Source organism: Campylobacter gracilis (assembly GCF_001190745.1).
Taxonomy (GTDB): Bacteria; Campylobacterota; Campylobacteria; order Campylobacterales; family Campylobacteraceae; genus Campylobacter_B; species Campylobacter_B gracilis.
Window position 1 is genome coordinate 113,734 of sequence record NZ_CP012196.1, and the last position, 20,359, is coordinate 134,092.

17 protein-coding genes are annotated in these 20,359 nt (G+C 49.0%); 11 read left to right on the top strand and 6 right to left on the bottom strand.

Annotated elements, in window-relative coordinates; all coding sequences use genetic code 11:
- Positions 1 to 19 precede the first annotated feature (19 nt).
- The 3 genes from CGRAC_RS00510 (at position 20) to CGRAC_RS00520 (ending at position 2,204) form a co-directional block, all read left to right on the top strand.
- A complete protein-coding gene (locus CGRAC_RS00510) occupies positions 20 to 874 on the top strand; it encodes a universal stress protein (protein WP_005871532.1) in 855 nt (284 codons plus the stop codon).
- 401 nt (positions 875 to 1,275) lie between these two features.
- A complete protein-coding gene (locus tag CGRAC_RS00515) occupies positions 1,276 to 1,725 on the top strand; it encodes a hypothetical protein (protein ID WP_005871528.1) in 450 nt (149 codons plus the stop codon).
- A 29-nt stretch (positions 1,726 to 1,754) separates the two neighbouring features.
- On the top strand, positions 1,755 to 2,204 hold the full coding sequence (locus CGRAC_RS00520; protein WP_005871527.1) for a hypothetical protein: 450 nt from the start codon (positions 1,755 to 1,757) through the stop codon (positions 2,202 to 2,204).
- 118 nt (positions 2,205 to 2,322) lie between these two features.
- On the opposite strand, the gene CGRAC_RS00525 is transcribed toward CGRAC_RS00520, so the two are convergent.
- The 4 genes from CGRAC_RS00525 to dcd are packed head-to-tail and all read right to left on the bottom strand — an operon-like array spanning position 2,323 to position 7,462.
- Positions 2,323 to 3,486: a cation:proton antiporter gene (locus tag CGRAC_RS00525; RefSeq protein ID WP_069435686.1), complete on the bottom strand. Its 1,164-nt coding sequence runs from the start codon at positions 3,484 to 3,486 to the stop codon at positions 2,323 to 2,325.
- Positions 3,459 to 4,667 (bottom strand): metallophosphoesterase family protein, encoded by a 1,209-nt coding sequence (locus CGRAC_RS00530; protein WP_005871525.1) that lies wholly within the window; start codon positions 4,665 to 4,667, stop codon positions 3,459 to 3,461. The genes CGRAC_RS00525 and CGRAC_RS00530 overlap by 28 nt, the downstream gene beginning before the upstream one ends.
- Entirely contained in the window at positions 4,664 to 6,895 is a 2,232-nt protein-coding gene (topA, locus tag CGRAC_RS00535) for a type I DNA topoisomerase (RefSeq protein WP_005871524.1), read from the bottom strand. Before topA ends, CGRAC_RS00530 begins: the two co-directional genes overlap by 4 nt.
- A 3-nt stretch (positions 6,896 to 6,898) precedes the next feature.
- Positions 6,899 to 7,462, bottom strand: a complete 564-nt coding sequence (dcd, locus tag CGRAC_RS00540) for a dCTP deaminase (RefSeq protein ID WP_005871523.1) — start codon at positions 7,460 to 7,462, stop codon at positions 6,899 to 6,901.
- A 123-nt stretch (positions 7,463 to 7,585) separates the two neighbouring features.
- Between dcd and CGRAC_RS00545 the strand changes: the two genes are divergently transcribed.
- From CGRAC_RS00545 to CGRAC_RS00555, 3 genes are all read left to right on the top strand, one after another.
- Positions 7,586 to 8,635, top strand: coding sequence for a type II asparaginase (locus tag CGRAC_RS00545; RefSeq protein WP_005871521.1), 1,050 nt, complete (start codon positions 7,586 to 7,588; stop codon positions 8,633 to 8,635).
- A 420-nt stretch (positions 8,636 to 9,055) separates the two neighbouring features.
- Complete coding sequence (accB, locus tag CGRAC_RS00550) at positions 9,056 to 9,514, top strand: acetyl-CoA carboxylase biotin carboxyl carrier protein (protein ID WP_005871518.1); 459 nt, start codon at positions 9,056 to 9,058, stop codon at positions 9,512 to 9,514.
- Positions 9,511 to 10,848: an acetyl-CoA carboxylase biotin carboxylase subunit gene (locus tag CGRAC_RS00555; protein WP_005871517.1), complete on the top strand. Its 1,338-nt coding sequence runs from the start codon at positions 9,511 to 9,513 to the stop codon at positions 10,846 to 10,848. The genes accB and CGRAC_RS00555 overlap by 4 nt, the downstream gene beginning before the upstream one ends.
- A 565-nt stretch (positions 10,849 to 11,413) precedes the next feature.
- Here the strand turns inward: CGRAC_RS00555 and CGRAC_RS00560 are convergent.
- Positions 11,414 to 12,415, bottom strand: coding sequence for a hypothetical protein (locus CGRAC_RS00560; RefSeq protein ID WP_005871515.1), 1,002 nt, complete (start codon positions 12,413 to 12,415; stop codon positions 11,414 to 11,416).
- Between the two features lie 238 nt (positions 12,416 to 12,653).
- On the opposite strand from CGRAC_RS00560, the gene CGRAC_RS00565 reads away from it, so the two are divergent.
- Genes CGRAC_RS00565 through pepT form a run of 5 tightly spaced genes read left to right on the top strand, consistent with a single transcriptional unit; the run spans position 12,654 to position 18,531 of the window.
- Positions 12,654 to 13,892: a Zn-dependent hydrolase gene (locus CGRAC_RS00565; RefSeq protein WP_005871513.1), complete on the top strand. Its 1,239-nt coding sequence runs from the start codon at positions 12,654 to 12,656 to the stop codon at positions 13,890 to 13,892.
- Between the two features lie 10 nt (positions 13,893 to 13,902).
- Positions 13,903 to 15,219: an amidohydrolase gene (locus CGRAC_RS00570; RefSeq protein WP_005871512.1), complete on the top strand. Its 1,317-nt coding sequence runs from the start codon at positions 13,903 to 13,905 to the stop codon at positions 15,217 to 15,219.
- Between the two features lie 10 nt (positions 15,220 to 15,229).
- Positions 15,230 to 15,928 carry a dipeptidase PepE gene (gene pepE / locus CGRAC_RS00575; protein WP_005871511.1) on the top strand — a complete coding sequence of 233 codons (699 nt, stop codon included), beginning with the start codon at positions 15,230 to 15,232 and terminating at the stop codon, positions 15,926 to 15,928.
- Between the two features lie 11 nt (positions 15,929 to 15,939).
- Positions 15,940 to 17,286: a C4-dicarboxylate transporter DcuC gene (gene dcuC / locus CGRAC_RS00580; protein WP_005871509.1), complete on the top strand. Its 1,347-nt coding sequence runs from the start codon at positions 15,940 to 15,942 to the stop codon at positions 17,284 to 17,286.
- 12 nt (positions 17,287 to 17,298) lie between these two features.
- A complete protein-coding gene (pepT, locus tag CGRAC_RS00585) occupies positions 17,299 to 18,531 on the top strand; it encodes a peptidase T (protein WP_005871507.1) in 1,233 nt (410 codons plus the stop codon).
- A 995-nt stretch (positions 18,532 to 19,526) separates the two neighbouring features.
- Here pepT and CGRAC_RS00590 read toward each other — a convergent pair.
- Positions 19,527 to 20,213, bottom strand: a complete 687-nt coding sequence (locus CGRAC_RS00590; protein WP_005871501.1) for a SapC family protein — start codon at positions 20,211 to 20,213, stop codon at positions 19,527 to 19,529.
- Between the last annotated feature and the right edge of the window lie 146 nt (positions 20,214 to 20,359).

Below are 20,359 nucleotides of genomic sequence, written 5' to 3' on the forward strand. Positions count from 1 at the left end.
TTTTAATAGGAGCGTAAAGATGCAGCTTAAAAAGATTTTTTTTCCTATCGGTGGCGGCGAGGAGCTGGCAGAGCGCATACACGGAGCGCTGCTAGTGAATAAATTTTTCGGCACGCACATAAACATAATGGCGTGCCAGCTCGATCCTAAGATGATCTACAACGTCCGCATGACGCTAAAAGGCGGCGTGCTGATGGAGGAATTTTTAAAATCCGCAGGAGACGAGATGCAGGCCGAGCGCGAGGTGATCAAAGCTATCTTCGACGCTGAATGCGCCAAGCTGGGGCTAGATCAAAACGACGACGATCACGTCCCAAATAGCGCCGCTTTGAGGCATATGGTAGGCATCCGCTCCGAACTGGTCGAGAAATACTCCAAATATTGCGATTTGGTGCTGGTCTCCGTGCCGCCTACGGGCTCTATCACGGGCACGTTCGAGGCGGCGGTCACTAAAAGCGGCAAGCCTTGCATCGTCATACCGCGCAAGCTGCAGGAGTTTAAGGCGGATAAAATTTTAGTTTCGCTTACCGGCACTGCGGCGTCTGCGCGAGCGCTCGATAATTGGCTGGAGCTTTTGCAGCGTGCCAAATCTATCACTGTCATTACCGCAAATCACTACCTTCAAGATGATCTTGCCGAAACGAAGCGCCGTATAAGCGATTATCTGGCTCTACACAGCATTAAAATCGACGTTTTCGAGGCACTGAACGTCGAGGGCAAGATCCCGGGGCAGGTGCTGCTAGAGTACGCCGACGCGGGCGATTTCGACCTCATCGTCGCGGGCTTGCACTCAGACAGCGGCATAAAGGAGATATTCCTAGGCGGCGCGTCGAAATACTTCCTACAAAAGACTAAAATTCCGGTCTTAATGTAGCTTAAAGCTTAGATGCTGTGTCGCGGCACATCGCCCGCACTGCGTCTAAGCTTAATCGGCTTTTAAGCGCCGCAAGCTAAAGCTTAAATTTTAATCGGCTCGCTTTGGCTTTATTAGCCCGTCTGCAAATCGTGCAGTTATGCTTCTTGCGGATGGGTTGCTGCGATTAATTTTATCGCTAGCTTTGCTAACGAGTCGCGCTTACTTTGCCGCGGCTAGCGAAAGCAAATATATCCGCGGCGAGCAGAGTTAGTGGTCGCGGTAAGCTTGCCGGTCTATCTTTTAACGCGGCGAGTTTAGAATTTCTATGCTTGTCGTTTCGGTTGCGCCGCAAAATTTTGCATAAATTTGCACTTGAAATTTCTGTTTGCACGCTAAATTTTAAATTCTAAGGAGTGTAGATGGCGTTTGAAAATGCAATCATCACTAAAGAGGATGATGAGAAGTATGGATTGAGTGCGCTATATGGTAAGTATAATTATGGAGCAAAGTTGCCAAATCTAAATTTTACAATAGATAGGCAATTAGATTGCTGGCTTTTAAAAATTTATAGCTTTCCAGATCCGAATTACGATAGGGCATTGCTTGCAAAAGCCGTATGGATCTTATATTGCGATAGTACTCAAATATATGTAGTGTTGGATCAAAAGGTAGCGGATACGCGATCGGACGAATTCCACAGAATCTGGGAACTTCTAGATTTAAAACCAAATCATACGCAAAGTCTTAATAAGCAAGATATTTTATGCCTGTTAAAAGAAATTTTGGAAGTATATGGGGACTGTGATTTGTGGAAATCGGAGCCGAATTATACTATGGAACTACAAGACTTAACCGATCGTAAAATCTAAAATTATTAAAATTTCTTGAGGAGGAGAGAGTGGCGTTTGAAAATGCAATCATTACCAAAGAGGATGATGAGAAGTATGGATTGAGCGGAATTTATTACAAATATAATCCATACTATGAGACTTTTATTAATGAGCTTGATTGGACTATTGATCGAAATGCGGATTGCTGGCTAATGCCAGTATATAGTTTTCCTGATCCAGACTATGATCATGCAAGCCTCGCTAAAGGCATTTGGATTTTATATCATAAAGGTGAAATTATTGAGGTCACATTGGATTATATATTCGATGAAGGTAAAAAGCTTCATAGAATTTGGCAACTTTTGAAACTAAATCCAAAAAGCACAAATGCTCTTTCCGAGAAGGATATAGTAGTTTTACTATTCAAAATTTTGAAAGTTTATGGCTATGCCGGAACATGGCAAAAAGAAAACTACACTATGGAACTACAAGACTTAACCAATCGCAATGCAAAATAGAGCTTTAAATTTAACTTCATTTTAGTCCCGCATAAAATCAAATTTCATAGAATTCTAAAATTTCGCAGAATTTTGAAATTCCAAAATCCTATAATTCCAAAATTTTAAAATTCCCGTTTTAAAATTTCTTGTAAATAAAATTTATCAAAATCATCGACGCGAGCGCCTCCATGAGCGAGGCGATGATCATCGCGAAGTATATCTCTTGCGATATTGCGGCGGTGGAGTAAAAAAGCGTCGCCGTGGCGATGACGAGGGTTAGCGGCATAGATAGCGATAGCGCGAAAAGCACCGCGCCTTTGCGCCCCAGAGTGCTTAAAAACGTAGCGCTCGCAAGCAGCCTTATGCCGAACATCAGCGCCGCTAGGCTCGCGGCAAAGCTCATTACTCCAGGCATAAGGAGCGCTTCTAGCTTGATCACAGCTCCGGTGTGTATGAAAAATATCGGCACCAAAAAGCCAAAGCCGAACGACGATAGCTTCTCGATGAGGTCGTCCTTGTGCGAGAAAAAGGTCGGCAGAAAGGTACCTGCGATGAAGGCGCCGATGACGACCTCAAGCCCCAAAAGCATTACTCCGGCGCAGATGAGGCAAAACAGCGCCATCGCAAAGCGCACGTCCTTTTCGTTTTTGTCGTACTTGGGCATGATGACCGTTTTTAGCGCGGGGAACCACCAAAATAAAATTTCAAGCCCTTTAAAAACCGCTAGAGCTGCCACGGAAAAGCCCAAAAGTGCGCCGATGTGAAGCGCCATCTCCACGCCGAAGCCGTTTTTAAGGTAGATGCCGCCTACTGTGAGGGCGGCGATGCTGATGAGCTCGCCGATTACGCCCGCGGGCATCGCGAGATTGAGCCACGCTTGATCCTTGCCGTATTCCTTATACAGCGCCGAAAGCAGCCCGACGCTCATTAGAGGCGCTGCGATGATAAGCATCTGCGGCAGTTCAAATATCCAAACCGCAAGCGCGCTTAGGATATAAAGCAGCGCCAAAAAGATTAGGATTAGGCGTAGAATTTTGCGTGGCATCGTAAGCAGCGCGCGGAAATCCACCTCGCAGCCCGCCAAAAACATAAGGTAGCAAAAGCCGATCTGCGCGGCTAGATCGAAGGTCGCGCTTGGCGGCAAAAGCCCTAAATTTGCAGCTATGATGCCAAGCATGATCTCCATGGGCGAGAGCGGAATTCTAGCTAAGCTAGCCAAAAAGGGCGAAGCAAAGGTCAAAAACGATAGCGCGATTAGGACGTAAATTTCATTCATAGTTTTATCTCGCGTTCGCGCCATTTTAGAATTTTCTCGGGAGCGGCACAGACGTGAAATACGCGGAATTTCCCGCCCTGCGCCACGATGTAGGCAAACTCGAAAAGCCTCTTTTTGCGTCCGCAAATCTCGCCCGGATTTAGCACGAGCGTGCCGTTTTTATCTACCGCCGCGGCGAAAAAGTGGGTGTGGCCGTAAATTTTGATAGTTGAAATTTTATCCGCGCCGCACCCGCACGGATCCCGATTTTTACTTTCGTCGCTTGTATTAGGGTCCGAACTTGCAGTCAAATTTGAGCCCAAGTTCAGCGCGGCTAAATTTACGCATGAGTTCGGTGTGGATAAATTTGCGCTTAAGCTCGGCGCCGTTAAATTTACTGCGCAATCGGTACTCGAGCTTGCTTTAGATTTCATATCTGGGCTCGTATTATCGGCTAAATTTGCATTTACATTTGAGTTTAAATCTGCGTTCGGGCTTGAAGCGAGGTCTGCGTCCAGACTTAAGTCTAAATTTGCGTTTGAGTTCATATCCGCGCCTGCATTCAAGCCCAAGCTCACATTTAGACTTGCAGATTGCCCGCTTTTAAAATTCGCGCTCGCGCTACGTATGTTTTTAAAATTTTCGTCTGCACGGCACGTGCCATTTAAAATTTCATCATCTGCGCCATTAGAATTTGCGTCTAAATTTGCCGCACGATCCGCCGTTTTAGAATTTGAGATTAAAATTTCTCTGCGATCTGCTCTGCAGTTTGAGCCTGAATTTGTGCCGTAACTTACTTCGTCGTTAAAGCTAGAATTTTTGACTGGGTCTGCACCGAAATCCCTGCGAAAATTTACCGCGCGATCCGCGCCTGCACCTAAATCCGCGTCTAAATTTAATCCGTCTGCTTCATTTTGCGCTGCGGGCTCTTCGTCAAAGAGATAAAACGGATGGTGCATTATTTTTAGTCGCAGCCCGGCAAACTCCGTGCAGAAGGGCTCACTCCGTAGGTTAAACTCATTTTTAAACTCGGTAAGCGCTTCGTCGTTGTTTCCTAAAACCGCGAAGTAGGGCTTGCCGCTTTGCCGCAAAAGCCGCAGCGTCTCGATCGCGACGATGCCCTCTGCATGCACGAGCAGATCCGCTCCGCGCGCGAGCAGCCATTCTATGGCGCTTGCAGCGACCTCCGTTTCAGGGTGGGAGTCCGAGATGACGCCTATTATCAATCGATCTCTTCTTTAAGCTTGCACTGCGGGCACTCGGCGAAGTTGCCTTTTTTCAGCTCTTTGCGGAGCATGTATGAGTTGCCGCACTGCGGGCATGTGCGCGCAATCGGCGCGTAGTTACTCACAAAGCCGCATTTTGGGTAGTTCGTGCAGCCGTAGAATTTGCCGCGTCTGGAGAAGCGCTCGACGATCTCGCCCGTGCCGCAGCTCGGGCACTTAACGCCCGTGGAGAGCAGCGGCTTTTTCTCCTTCGCCGCGCCCTCGATTTTTCGCGAGTACTTGCACTTCGGATAGCCCTCACAAGCGATAAACTCGCCGTATCTGCCCTTACGCTTGATCAGATTTTTACCGCACTGCGGGCATTTCTCATCTAGCACTTCGGGTGCCGCCTTCTCCTCGCTTGCCCCCTCGGCACTGGCGTCCGCGTTGCGGGAGTATTTGCACTTCGGATAGTTCGAGCAAGCGATGAACTCACCGAATCTGCCCTGCCTCTTAAGTAACTCGCCACCGCAGTTCGGGCATGCTTCGCCGATCTTTTCGGCTAGCTTTTGGCTTGCGATCGAGGTTTTGCCTTTGGCGATCTCGTCCATAAAAGGGTAGTAAAAATCCGCCAAAATTTGCTGCCAGTCCGCTTTGTTTTCGGCGATGTCGTCGAGCTTTTCTTCCATTTTGGAGGTAAACTCGCTATCGACGATATTTTTAAAATTTTGCTCCAGCATCTCGGTGATCTTAAAGGCGATCTCGCTCGGCACTAGGTGTTTTTGCTCGATATTTACGTAGTTGCGCGCAGTAAGCAGCGAGATGGTAGGCGCATAGGTCGAGGGCCTGCCGATGCCGAGACTTTCGAGCTTTTTGATGAGGCTTGCTTCCGAATAGCGCGCCGGCGGCTCGGTGAAGTGCTGCTGCGAGCTTAGACTTTGCAGGCTCATCGCGTCGCCCGCGCTAAGGCTCGGTAAAATTTTATCCTTATCCAGATCGCCGTAAGCCTTGTAAAATCCGTCAAATTCCACCTTACGCCCGCTGATCTTAAACGCGCCCTCTTCGCCGCGCACGATGATCGTTTGGATCTGCGAGACACTAGGGCTCATCTGCGAGGCTATGAAGCGGTTGTAGATGAGCGCGTAAAGGCGGTATTCGTCGCGAGGCAGGGTTTTTTGCGCGAGCTCGGGGGTAAGCTTTAGATCGGTGGGTCGTATCGCTTCGTGCGCTTCCTGCGCGCCTTTGCTTTTGGTAGCGTATAAATTCGGGTTTTTGGGCAGATACTTTTCGCCGAAGTGCTGCTCTATGAGCTCGCGAGCCGCCGCGATCGCTTCTTTGGCGATATTTAGCGAGTCGGTTCGCATGTAGGTGATCGCGCCGCCGTTTTTGGTATTAACGCCCTCATAAAGGCTCTGCGCAAGGCTCATCGTCTTGCGCGGATTAAAGCCCAGAGCCGTGCTCGCCGCCTGTTGCAGCGTCGAGGTCATAAACGGCGGGTAGGGATTCGTCTTGCGCGATTTGCTCTCGATACTCTCTACGCTAAATTTGTCTTTTTGCAGCGCCGCGATGATTTCGCTAGCTTGCGCCGCGTTTTTGACCGAGAGCTTTTCCATCTTCTCGCCGCGAAATTCCACAAGCTCGGCTTCCAAGTCCTTTTTAAAAACCGCGTCGATGCTGTGAAATTCTACCGGCTTAAAATTTAAAATTTCGCGCTCGCGATCGACGACGATCTTAAGCGCGGCGCTTTGGACGCGACCTGCGCTTAAGCCGCGCTGGATCTTTAAATTTAAAAGCGGACTTAACTTGTAGCCCACGATGCGATCGAGTAGGCGGCGCGCTTGTTGGGCGTTTACGCTTGCGATATTGAGCTTGCGCGGCGAGCTTAGCGCGTTTGAGATCGCGCTTTTGGTGATCTCGTGAAATACGATGCGCGGCAGCTCCTGCGCCTGCTTGCCGATCGAAGCTGCGATATGATAGGCGATCGCCTCGCCCTCGCGGTCCTCGTCCGTCGCGAGATAAATTTGATCCGCCTTTTTGGCGAGCGTCTTTATCTGTTTTACGATCTGATCGTGATCGGCGCTGATTTCGTATTCGGGCTCGAAGCTTTTATCTTTGATTTTGATGCCGAATTTTTTCTGCGGTAGGTCGCGGATGTGTCCTTTAGACGCGATCACGTCGTAATCGTCGCCTAAGAAATTTTTGATCGTTTTGGCTTTTGCAGGGGATTCTACGATGATTAAATTTTTCATTGTTTAATCCTTTAGAATTCTAGGCAGCGTGATGCCTTTTTGGCTTTGGTATTTGCCCTTTTTATCGCAGTAGCTCACCTCGCACGGCTCATCTCCTTGCAAAAACAAAACCTGCGCGATGCCTTCGTTCGCGTAAATTTTTGCAGGCAGCGGCGTGGTGTTGGAAATTTCAATCGTGATGTGCCCTTCAAAGCCGGGCTCAAAGGGCGTTACGTTTACGATGATGCCGCAGCGCGCGTAGGTGCTTTTACCCAGGCAGATCGCAAGCACGTCGCGCGGCATTTTGAAGTATTCGATGGTGCGCGCTAGAGCGAAGGAATTCGGCGGCACGATGCAGACGTCGCCTTCAAAATCCACGACGTTTTTTGCGTCGAAATTTTTAGGATCGACGACCGTTCCGCCGACGTTTGTAAAAATTTTAAACTCTCTTGCGACCCTGATGTCGTATCCGTAGCTGGAAAGCCCGTAGCTAACGACGCCGCGACCGATATTTTCCTCGCAAAAGGGCGCTATCATATCGTGCTGCTGCGACATCTGCCTGATCCATTTATCGCTTTTCAGTCCCATAAAATTTCCTTAAAATAATCAAAATTTTTCGCGCATTATAGCAGCAAAATAAAATATAATAAAAATTTTATGCTAGAATTTTGCTTAAATTATAAAAATTTTATCACTTTTTAAGGAGCAACTATGGGGCTACTCAAGAAATTTGCGTTTATTACGTTTTTTATCGTGTCATCTTTGGCTGCTGCGAAGCCAAATATTTATATTTTAGCTACCGGCGGCACGATCGCGGGAAGCAGCGCAAGTGCCACGGAGGGCAACTATACCGCAGGCTCTAAGGGCATAGAAGATATCTTATCGGCAGTGCCGCAGCTAGGGGATTTAGCTACGATTAAAAGCGAACAAATTTCAAATATCGGCTCGCAGGAGATGAACGATGAAATTTGGCTCAAGCTTGCAAACCGCGTAAGCGAGCTGCTTACTAAAAACGATGTCGATGGCGTCGTCATCGTGCACGGAACCGATACGATGGAGGAGACGGCGTATTTTTTAAGCTTGGTAGTAAAATCTAAAAAACCGATCGTTTTGGTGGGCGCTATGCGAAATGCCGACTCGATGAGTGCTGATGGACCGCTTAATCTATACAACGCCATTGCCGTCGCGGCAGACAAAAACGCTCGCGAAAAGGGCGCTCTTGTAGTGATGAACGACGAAATCCACGCCGCGCGCGAGGTTACGAAAACAAATACTACTAACGTTGCGGCTTTTGCCTCGCCGAATTCCGGCAAAATCGGCACCGTAAATTATGGCGTCGTAAATTTCTATATGGCGCCGCTTCGCAAACACACCGTCGCAAGCGAATTTAATATCAAGGATCTCAAAGCCTTCCCGCGCGTCGATATCATCTATGGACACGCGCAAGATAACGGCGATTTGGTCGATGCAGCGGTGCAAAAGGGCGCTAAGGGCATCGTAGTCGCCGGTATGGGAAACGGAAATTTATACCCTGACACGGAGGCTGCACTAGCAAAAGCTAGCGAAGCGGGCGTGATCGTCGTGCGCTCAAGCCGCACGGGCAGCGGCTCAACTAGCGTTAGCTCGGAGGTGGACGACGCAAAACTTGGCTTTCTAACCGCAGATAATCTAAATCCGCAAAAGGCGCGCGTACTATTGATGCTGGCTCTTAGCAAAACGAGCGATAAAGCGAAAATTCAGAGCTTTTTTGCGACACATTAACGCAGAAACCCCGCGCGGATAGAATCTCGGCGCGGGGTTATAAAACAAAATTTCAGCGCGAAATTTTAAAGAAAAGCAAGGCGCAGGATTTTGATACGAGCCCAAAAGTGGAATTTTAAAGCAAAGCGCGGAATTTTTGCGCTCGGGGCTTGGGCGTAGAATTTCGGTCGTAAAATTAAGCGTTAAATTTTAAAGGATTTAAAATAATTTTGCATCTTTGCGGCAAAATTCCGTGTCTCGTTTGCGAAGTTCGAGCTTAAAATGAACGAGGCAAATCGCAGCCTATAAATCCTTAAAATCAGTCCGCAAATCCGCCGCAAATTCCGTGCTGCGCCTTTTAAAAGCTCCTGCGAAAATCCGCTTAAAGAAACAATTATAAAAATTTAGCTAGAATTTCGCAAATTTTTTCAGGAGAAATTTATGACAAAAGCAGAAATCAAAGAGTTAATGGATTTTTTCGGCGAAAAGCAGGGCATTAACGAGCTAAAAATTAAAGATAAAGATTTTGAAATCGAGATAAAAAAATATGGTCCATGCGGTGGAAGCACGCCTCAGCTCGCCGTACCGGCACCCGCTCCACAGCTTGCTGCGCCTTCGGTAAACGTGCTCGTGGGCGACAAACCCGCCTCAAAAGGTGCGATGGATACGATCGACAGCCCGATGGTGGGTACTTTTTATAAAGCGCCAAGTCCAGGTGCGGCAGAGTTCGTAAGCGTAGGCCAGGTCGTGCATAAGGGCGATACGATCGGCATAATAGAAGCAATGAAGATTATGAACGAGATCGAGGCGGAATTCGACTGCCGCATCAAAAAAGCCCTCGTCGACGACGGACAGCCCGTCGAATATGCTATGGCGCTGTTTGAGGTCGAGAAGCTATGAAGGAGCTTAAAAAAATTCTAATCGCAAATCGCGGTGAGATAGCGCTTAGAGCGCTTCGCACGATCCAAGAGATGGGTAAGCAAGCCATCGTCGTGCACTCCACCGCTGATCAGGACGCGCTTTACGTCAAATACGCTGACGCGTCGGTCTGTATAGGCGGACCGCGCAGCAGCGATAGTTACCTAAATATCCCCGCGATCATCACAGCCTGCGAGCTAACCGAAGCCGACGCGATATTTCCGGGATATGGCTTTTTGAGCGAAAGTCAAAATTTCGTAGAAATTTGTGCTAAGCACGGCATTAAATTTATCGGCCCGAGCGTCGAGGCGATGACCTTGATGAGCGATAAGAGCAAGGCCAAGCAAGTGATGATGCGCGCGGGCATCCCCGTAGTGCCTGGCAGCGACGGCGCGATCGCAAGTGTCGAAGAGGCGCGCAAACTAGCCGCCGAAATCGGTTATCCCGTCATCATTAAAGCCGCAGCCGGTGGTGGTGGGCGCGGAATGCGCGTGGTCGAGCGCGAAGAGGATATCGAAAAGCTCTTTTGGTCGGCAGAGAGCGAAGCGATGAGTGCATTCGGCGACGGCACGATGTATATGGAAAAATATATCACAAATCCGCGCCACATCGAGGTTCAGGTCTTAGGCGACGAGCACGGACACGTCGTGCATATCGGCGAACGCGACTGCTCGATGCAGCGCCGCCACCAAAAGCTGATCGAAGAAAGCCCGGCCGTGATCTTGGACGAGCCGACGCGAAAAAGCCTGCACGAAACGGCGGTTCGCGCCGCTAAGGCGATCGGATACGCAAGCGCGGGAACGTTTGAGTTTTTATACGACGGTAAGGATAAGAAATTTTATTTCATCGAGATGAATACCCGCCTGCAGGTCGAACACACCGTAAGCGAGATGCGAAGCGGGCTCGATCTGATCGAGTGGATGATCCGCATCGCGCAGGGCGAGAAGCTGCTGCCTCAAAGCGAGATAAAATTTAGCGGGCACGCGCTTGAGTGCCGCATCACCGCCGAGGACTCCAAAAGCTTTATGCCAAACCCGGGCAAAATCACAAAATACGTCGCTCCGGGCGGCAGAAATGTGCGTATGGACAGCCATGTCTATGAGGGCTACTCGGTGCCGCCTTACTACGACAGCATGATCGGCAAGCTCATCGTCTACGACAAGGACCGCACGCGTGCGATCGCAAAGATGAAAGTCGCGCTAGACGAGCTCATCATCGGTGGCATAAAATCGACGCGCGATTTTCACCTGATGATGATGAACAACCCCGATTTCTTGAGTAACAACTACGATACGAACTACCTGGCCAAGCATTAAATTTAAAATTCCAAGGGATGAAATTCTCTTGGAATTTTAAAATTTATTTGAAATTCTAAATTTAAGATTCCGCTTGAAATTTTGCATTTAAAAATCTACTTGAAATTTTGTTTTAAAATTTTATCGCGCCACGCTTTAAATTTTGCTATTAAATTTACCGATAAATCTAAGTGACAATGCTACTAGATACGTCGTCGCGCGTGTTTTACGGCGAGATTGACGGCGGGCTTGGTTTAAATTTTACATTCTGCGGCGATTGAAATTTAGAATATGTATCTTGGCTACCGCAAATACTTGTTTTCGTCTGCACCGATCTAGTTAAAATTTAATGCCAAGCATGCGCTCTATCACCTATTTCGGCGAGCGGCTGCCGACGTGCGCGAGTAAGCGGTATAAAATTTACCGTGCGCGCCGCCAATGTTCGTTCGGCGTAAATTTTATCGCGCTCGCCGCTGCGAGCGCGAAGTAGTATCGAGCCGTAAAATTTAAACTATCTCGCTGTGCGCACCAGAGGCGGTGATTTTCTTTACGAGTAGAGCATTTCAGATTCTCAAATCGTCAAATTTCAAACCCCGAATTCCTCGTAAAATTTATTCAGATAATCGGCGTAGTAGAAGTTTTGATTTCTAGCGTCAAATTTGCCCGTCAGCTCCAAAGCCGTTTTATAGTCGCCCTCATCGCCGAATGCGCTAACAGCGATGAAAAATCGTAGGTCGTTTAGATCATCGTTGCCATCAAGGATCGCCGCGGAGTGTTTGCGAGCTAAGCTTAGCGCCGTCTCGCGCTCATCCAGCCTAACGGCGATCTCGATTAGCGGCGCGATCTGATTTATCACGCGAGGATTTGACTCGATCGTCGCCGCGGCCTTGGGTAGCAGGGCTTTCGCCTCCCAGGTCCTACCTAGTGCTATCATGCTAAAAAGTATCGGCGCGTATGTCGTGTGAGGTACTTCGCCGCAGGTTAGCTCGCCCGAGAGTATCGGCGCGGCAAGCTCAAGCGCCGCTGCGTGCTCGCCTGCAAAATTTAAATACGCGATCTCATCGCTTGCTTCGCACGCCTCGCAGTCACTCATATCGTCTTTGGCTAGCTTTTTCCACAGCTCGTAGTTTGCCTTTGCTCCTCTAGCATCGCCCATGACGATGTTTTGATTCATCAAGGCCTTGTAGTATGAGGCCGGCGAGAGCTCCAAGCGCTCGTAGTAAAACAGCATCGCTTCGTTTGTCTCGTCTATGAGCTCTTTTTCTATCATGGAGCTTTTGGCGACGCCCGAGACGATCCATTTAAATTTCCATAGGCAATCCGTAAAGTCGCCGAAATTCGGATATTCGCTTTCTTTTAAATTTTGCGCGATGTGGTTCGTGAGCCATAAAAGCGCTCTCGTTCTTAAAACCGCGCCGAATTTTTCAAAATCGTCGTTTAGCACAAAGTCGCAAATTTGCGCGGCAAATTCGAAATTTTCCGCTTCTACGGCGTCTCTTATTGCGTCAAACAGACACTCCTCCTTATCTATCACGCTTTTAAGCCCATTTAGCTTTTCATAAAGCCCCTCTAGCGAGCCCTGTTCCATCCTTGCTCCTCGTTAAATTTTGCGGTAATTATATCCGTTTAGTCTGAAGTTAAGCGGGCGCGTCGCGATTTTAAAGCCCAAAAGGCAAAATGAAATTTAAACGCTATTTTTAAAACAGCTTTGCTCGCGTGCCGTTTTAGCGCCCTATTTGCCGCCGCGATAAGTAAATTTCAGCTTTGTTATATAAATTTAATATTAAAATGTCGTATTCATAAATTTTTTAAGAAAAGGGGAATTTATGGAGATAAACACGCAGCGCCTTAAAAGCGAGTTCGAGCAGATAAGCCGCTTTGGGGCTTTGGCGGGCGGTGGGCTCACGCGGCTTGCATTTTCGCGCGAGGACAAAGAGGCGCGCGACTTCCTCATATCGCTACTTCAAAAAGAAAATTTCAAGATCAAAATCGACGATACGGGCAATATTTTCGCTAAATTTAGCGGCGTCAACAATCCCGATCTACCGTCCGTCAGTGCGGGTTCGCATATCGATAGCGTACCGCAGGGCGGCTTTTACGACGGCACGCTAGGCGTCATGGCCGCTTTGGAGGCGATCCGCACAGTGCGAGATAGCGGAGAGAGGCTTGCGCGACCGCTCGAGCTCATCGTATTTGTTTGCGAGGAGTCGAGCCGCTTTAAAATGGCTACCGTAGGCAGCAAGATAATTAGCGGCAAGCTATCGCGGCAGCGGCTGGGCGAGCTAAAGGATAAAGACGGAATTTCGCTGTTTGACGCCATGGGGGATTTCGGGCTAAATCCCGCAAATTTAAAAAACTGCGTCCTGCCCAAATCCAGCTTTCATAGCTATATCGAGCTTCATATCGAGCAGGGGCCGGTATTGCAGCGACGCGGCATCCCCGTAGGCGTCGTCACGGGTATCGCCGCGCCCGTGCGATACGAGCTGCGGATCGAGGGTAGAGCCGATCACAGCGGCGCTACGCCGATGGATATGCGCTGCGACGCCTTAGCTTGCGCTAGCGAGATCGTTTTAAGCGCGGAGAGGATCGCCAAGGAGGGCAAAACCACGGTCGCGACGACGGGCTATGCAAACGCGCTACCCGGCGTGCTAAACGTGATCCCTGGCTCCTGCACGCTAGGTCTTGATATACGCGATATAGACGAGGAAGCGCTTAGGGCGGCGGACTATAAAATTTGCGCCGCGATAGATGAAATTTGCGCTCGCAGAGGGTGCAAATTTGAACTAAAAAATCTCATCAAGGATCGCCCCGTAAAGCTAAGCGAGGAGATGATAGCTCTGCTTGAGAGCTGTGCCGGCGAGCTTAAAATTCCAAGCCTGAGGCTTCCTAGCGGCGCGGGACATGACGCGATGAATATGACGGAGCTTGCGGATCGGGTGGGGATGCTTTTCGTGCCGTGCAAGGACGGCATCAGCCACAACGTAAATGAAAGCATAAACTGGCACGACGCGTTTGCCGCCACGAAGGTTCTAGCCGCGGCGATGTTAAGCTTAGCTAAAAAATAAAGGAGAGAATATGGATGCTATCGCACAAAAAGTAGAGGCGCTAAAAAGCGAGATGATCGGGGATCGCAGGTTTTTTCACTCGCATCCCGAGACGGGCTGGTTTACCTTTTTTACGACCGCGGTTATCGCAGATCGTATGCAGCGCTTGGGCTATGAGATAAAGCTCGGTCGTGAAGTGGTGAAAGCTGAAGCCAGACAGGGCGTAGGCAGCAAGGATGCCTGCGAGAAGGCGAAGCAGCGCGCCGAAAAGCTGCTAAACGCAGATCAGATAAAATTTCTTGATGCGATGGAGGATGGGCTAACGGGTCTCGTGGCGCAGATCGACACAGGGCGCGCGGGCAAGACGGTCGCTTTTAGATTTGACATAGACGGCGTGGACGTGACCGAGAGCACGGACGCGGATCACCGCCCTTTTAAGGAGGGCTTTCGCTCCGACATTAGCGGCATCACGCACGCGTGCGGGCACGATGGGCATATTACTATGGGGCTTGCTCTAGCGAAGCTGATCGCGCAGAACTTAGATGATTTTAGCGGTAAATTTAGATTTATCTTCCAAACCGCCGAGGAGGGCACCAGAGGCGCCGTAGGTATGGAGGCTGCGGGTGTCACCAAGGGCGTGGATTATCTGCTGGGCGGTCATATCGGCTTTCAGGCAAACACTATGAGAGGCATCATCTGCGGCACCAAAAAGCTACTCGCGACTACTAAATTTGACGTAAGCTTAAAAGGCAAGTCCGCTCACGCCGCGGGCGCGCCGCAAAATGGAGCCAATGCCCTGCTCGCCGCAGCCGAGATGGCACTTGATATGCACGGCATCACTAGACACGCAGACGGCGTCACGCGTATTAACGTTGGAGTGCTGCGTGCGGGCGAAGGACGCAACGTCATCGCGCCCAACGGCTATCTCGCGTGCGAGACGCGCGGCGAGAGCACGGAGCTAAATGAGTTTATGAAGTCCAAATGCATGGACATAGTGGAGGGCGTTTCTAAAATTTACGGCGTCAGCTACGACGTGCAGATTACGGGCGGTACCGCAGGCGGCGATAGCGATGAGGCTACCACGCAGCTTTACGAGGATGCGGCGAAGGCATCGCCGTTTATCGACGATGATAAAATCGTAAGGGAGCTAAGCTTCGGCGCATGCGAGGACTTCGCGCATTTTATGCGCTCGGTGCAAGATGCGGGCGGCAAAAGCGGATATCTGATGATCGGCACGACGCTTGCGGCGGGACATCACAACGCTAAATTCGACTTCGACGAGGATTCGCTGCTTGCGGGGGTGGACGTGTATCTGCGCTGTGCGTATAAGCTAAACGGCAAAGCTTAAGGAAGGCGGTATGAAAAGAGCACTACTTCTAAGCGCTTCCAGTTACAAAGACAGCGGCTATCTGAACCACTGCAAGGGGTGGATCAAGGAATTTTTAGGAGATCTTTGGAAGGATGAAATTTTATTCATTCCGTTTGCGGGCGTTAGGCGCACGAACGAACAATATGAGCAGAAGGTCGCGGACTGTTTGGAGAGCAACAATATCAGATCGATCCACCGATTCGTCGATATGAAAGCCGCCGTTAAAAATGCCAAATCGATCTGCATCGGCGGCGGCAATACCTTCGTGCTGCTAAATGAGCTTTATAAATTTGATCTCTTAGGCGCGATCAAAGACGCCGTGGATAGCGGTACGCCGTATTTCGGCTGGTCTGCGGGCGCAAACGTCGCGGGCAAGACGATGATGACTACCAACGACATGCCGATCGTCTTTCCGCCCTCGCCGGTAGCTCTGGGGATCTTTCCGTATCAGATCAATCCGCACTTCATAAGCGGTAAAATTTCAAATCACAACGGCGAGAGTAGGGAGGAGCGGCTGGAGGAATTTTTGATCGTCAATCAAAATGACAGCGTCTATGCTATGCCCGAGGGTAGCGCGTTTTTGATAAACGGAAACGAGTGCGAGGTGATGGGGCATGCGGACGTGCTGAAATTCGAGTATAAAAAAGAGATCTCGCGCATCGCCGTGGGAAGTAAATTTAAAATTTAAAAGGAGTTATCGTGCAGACGTTTAGGCTATTTTTGGCGCTTGCGGGTATCGTCGCAGTCGTCGCTTTACTGATCATGAAAAAGGATACTAAAACCGTGCTTATCGGCGTGGGTTTGGTGCTGTGCGTGCTTTGTCTAAAGCCTCTGGACGGGCTAAATGCCTTTACCTCGTATATGACTAAAGCAGGTCTTATTAAGGCGATATGCGCCAGCATGGGTTTTGCCTTCGTGATGAAATTTACCGAATGCGACCGCGCCCTTGTAAATTTGCTAACCAGACCTCTTGGCAATATCGGATTTTTATTGATCCCTATCGTCGTGGCGCTTACATATTTTATCAATATTGCTATCCCCTCCGCTGCGGGCTGCTCGGCTGCGGTCGGCGCTACGCTGATCCCCGTGATGATGGCTGCAGGCGTTAAGCCGGAAATGGCGGGAGCTGCGGTATTTGCGGGCACTTTCGGCGGCGTTTTAAGCCCGGGCTCGGCGCACAACGTATTCGTAGCCGATATGGTAAAGGCGCACAACCCCTCCTACACGGTTCAAGACGTTATCGGGGTGCAGTTTTCCAGCGCGATTACCGCTTTGATCGTAGTTTTGATCGTAATTAGCATAACGGCGATAGTTTGCAAAGACTACACCAAGGGGGTGAATTATCTAGCTCAAAAGGAGAGCGGCGCAAATTCCGTTGCGTCAAATTCCGCCGACGGTTCAAATTTAGATGCGCAGCCTCAAAAAATAAACGTCTTATACGCGCTTATGCCGCTAGTGCCTTTGGTGATCTTGATCATCGGCGGTACATCTAAGCTCAACACGATCTCCTTTCTTAAATGGACCAAGATGGGCGTTGCGGAGGCGATGCTACTGGGCGCTATCGTCACCATCGTCATTACTATGAGCAATCCTCAAAAGATCACGAAGGAATTTTTCAAGGGCATGGGTAGCGCGTATGCCGAGATCATAGGTATCATCATCGCAGCGGGCGTCTTCGTCGCGGGTCTTAGCGCGTGCGGAGCGATCGATTTCGTAATCGAGTGGCTAAAGGGCGAGCAGGGCTACGTAAAATTCGGCGGAACCTTCGTGCCGTTTTTTATGGGCGTCGTGACAGGCTCGGGAGATGCGGCGTCGATGGCGTTCAACACCGCCGTGACCGTGCATGCGGACGCGCTGGGCTTTGAACAAGATAAGCTCGGTATGGCGGTTGCGATAAGCGGCGCGCTAGGCAGGAGCGCATCGCCGATTGCAGGCGCTTGCATCGTTTGCGCGGGACTTGCGATGGTAAGCCCTATTCAGATAGCTAAAAGAACGGCTCTAGGTATGTTTCTATCCGTCTGCATCATCGCATTTTTCATTTTGTAAAAAGGGTTATTTGTGGATATCGTGCAGAGGTTTTTAAACTACACCAAGATCAACACAACCACGAATAGGACCGCGGGTGCGGCGGGCATAATGCCCTCAAACCCTAAGGAATTCGAGCTCGCAGGCCTCATAAAAGGCGAGCTCGAAGCGCTAGGCATAAAAAATATCAGCCTTAGCGAGAAGTCGATTTTAATCGCTAAAATTCCATCAAATTTAGACGCGCCCGCTCCGAGAGTGGCGTTTTTTGCTCACCTTGATACCAGCGCCGAGCAGACGAATGATACTAAAGCTCAGATCGTAAGATACGAAGGCGGCGATATCTGCCTAAATAAAGAGCTAGAGATCTATCTTAAAGAGAGCGAAAATGAGGAGCTGCAAGATTATAAAGGAGATGAGATCATCGTAACGGACGGCACCAGCTTGCTAGGCGCCGACGATAAGGCGGCGATCGCCGCGATCGTAAATGCGCTGGAATTTTTCGTCCAAAATCCGCAGATAAAGCACGGCGAGATAATCGCTTGCTTCGTGCCGGACGAGGAGCAGGGTTTGCTAGGCGCAAAGGCGCTGGACGTAAGCGAGGTAGGCGCGGATTTTGGCTACTGCCTTGATTGCTGCGGCATCGGCGAGTTTATCTACGAGAACTGGAACGCGGGCGATTGCGTCGTTACCTTCAAAGGCCAGTCCGCTCATCCGATGAACGCCAAGGGCAAGCTCGTAAATTCCTTGCTTTTGGCGCATAAGTTTATCTCGCTGCTGCCCGCGGGCGAGGCGCCCGAATACACAGAGGGCAAGGAGGGCTATTTTTGGGTCAAGGAGCTTAGCGGCAACAGCGCAAAGACCGTCCTAAAGATCGACGTGAGGGAATTTGACGAGAAAAGATACGAGCAGCGCATGGAATTTTTGCAAAAAACTGCGGACGGGCTTCGCGCGATCTGGGGCGATCGGATCGAAATTTCGCTAAACGACCGCTACAAAAACGTCTATAACTTTTTGAAAAACGACGACGCGCCGGCAATTCGGTTTGCGAAGCAGGCCTTTAAAAGCTTAAATATCGAGCCTAAGATCAAGCCTATGCGAGGCGGCTACGACGGCGCCGTTATCTCCGCAAAGGGGCTGCCGTGCCCGAACCTCTTCACCGGCGGGCACAATTTCCACTCGATCTATGAATACCTGCCCGTAGGCTCTTTAAAAGCGGCGAGCGAGGTGGTTAAGCGGATCATAACGTTAGCGACAAAAGAGGCGTGAGCTTAGCTCGGGCGCTTTCTACTCCGCGCGCAGATTTGATTTTAATTTAGCTCGTTCATTCCACCGCGAAATTTTACTTTGCTAGGCGGAATTTTATCTAACAGACGAAATTTTGTTTAGTAAAGCGAAATTTGGCTTTACTAAGCGGAATTTCACGTGGCTATGAAATTTTGCTTTGCTCTGCTGAGCGCATGGTTTGGCGAGCTCAAAAAGGTGCGTTGTAAAATTTTGCCGCGTCCGCTTCGCGGCTCATCCATTATTGCGTCTTTAATGCTCTTTACGTATGGTGCGACCGCACATTTTTGCAGCTTATCGCGCTAGGCCGCGGCAATTTTATATTTCGACGATTTAGATGACTCGCAGATACGTCGTATCGGCCAGCAAAATTTTATCCTCACAGCCGGCAGAGCAGATGTTTTTAACGCAAATAAGATCGGCTTTTCGGAATTAGACGGCGTCGCAAGAGCGCTTAAAACGGTACGGAATTTCTTTAAATTAAAATTTCGCCGTAATGCTCGGCTCGCGCTGAATTATCTATAGCCGCACGGGCTAAATTTAAGCACTCCGTTTAAAATTTCATCGCAATACTTTTTTATTTTGAAGGCTTAATATAAGCCTGAAAGATAGGCTTTAAATTTATAAATTCATATGCTCAAAAAGAATTTTAAATCAAGTAAATTCCATGCAATATTTATAGCATTGAGTATGTTAGATGTAAAATCCTGCGTGGGCAAGGTGATAAATTCTGCCATAAAATTTTATGGCAGAATTATGCGGTCAGGCTCGCAGTGTGTTTAGTCTTAGCTGCGAATAAAGTCATTTAAGCTCTAAAGCTTATGCTACTAGATAAGCTTAATTGGTATTTATAAAAATAACTCACGCCGTAAAATACTTGCGACAATTTCGCGAAATGGCGCTTGTAGGAATTAAATCCTGCGGACGTAAAATTATAAAATTTTAAGAATTTCGAGCTATTCAAGTAGCGAAAACGGTGTCTATTTTTTCGCTTCTTTCGGCGTAATCGGCGGGTCAAGCTGCATGATCTTATCGCCTAGGCGCTGAAAATTTGCAAGGCTTTTTAGGTGGAAATACGCTAGCTCCAGATATCCGCGGCGCGCAAAATCCGCAAGCTTTTTATCACTTAACTTCAAAAGCTTCTCGCGATTTACGACCGAAAAGCCGTTTAGCAGGGACGATTCCTTGCCGCTAGAGTTGATGCCAAGCTCCTTGGCTTCTAAAATTCCCGCCTTTTGAAATTCAGCCGCGGCAACGCGCGTGCGCATATCTAAATCGGCGTAATTTTTCATCACCTCTTTTAAATTTTGTAAAAACGGCGTCGGCTTACCGTCTTTAAAAAGCGCCTCACCGTCGCCTTTGATTTGCTGTGCGTCTTTATCGAAGCAGATCGCCGTCTGCTCGCCGATCTGGGCTAGGAAAAACGGATAATTCTGCACCGAAGAAGGCACCGTTCCTTTATAATCCTTATCAATTAGGACGTTTTTGGTGCGCCCTAGCAGCGCCACCATTTTGGGCTCTTTTTCAATGGTAAATACGATAACGAGGTTGTCCGCGCAAAACGGGATCTCTGGCGCGATCACCGGTACGAAAGGCGCGGTGGGAAATGCGTCTGCGTGATATTTCAAATCCGCGTGTTTAACGCTATCTAATACGACTGGGGTCATGTTGGTCCTTTAAAAAATTTATACAATTATATAAAAAATAATATTAAAATTCTAAAGGATTTTAAAATTTCGCCTGTTTTGTTCGCAAAAATTCAAACCTTTGGAATTTTAAATTTGATAGAATTACCGTTAAATTTAAGGAGCAC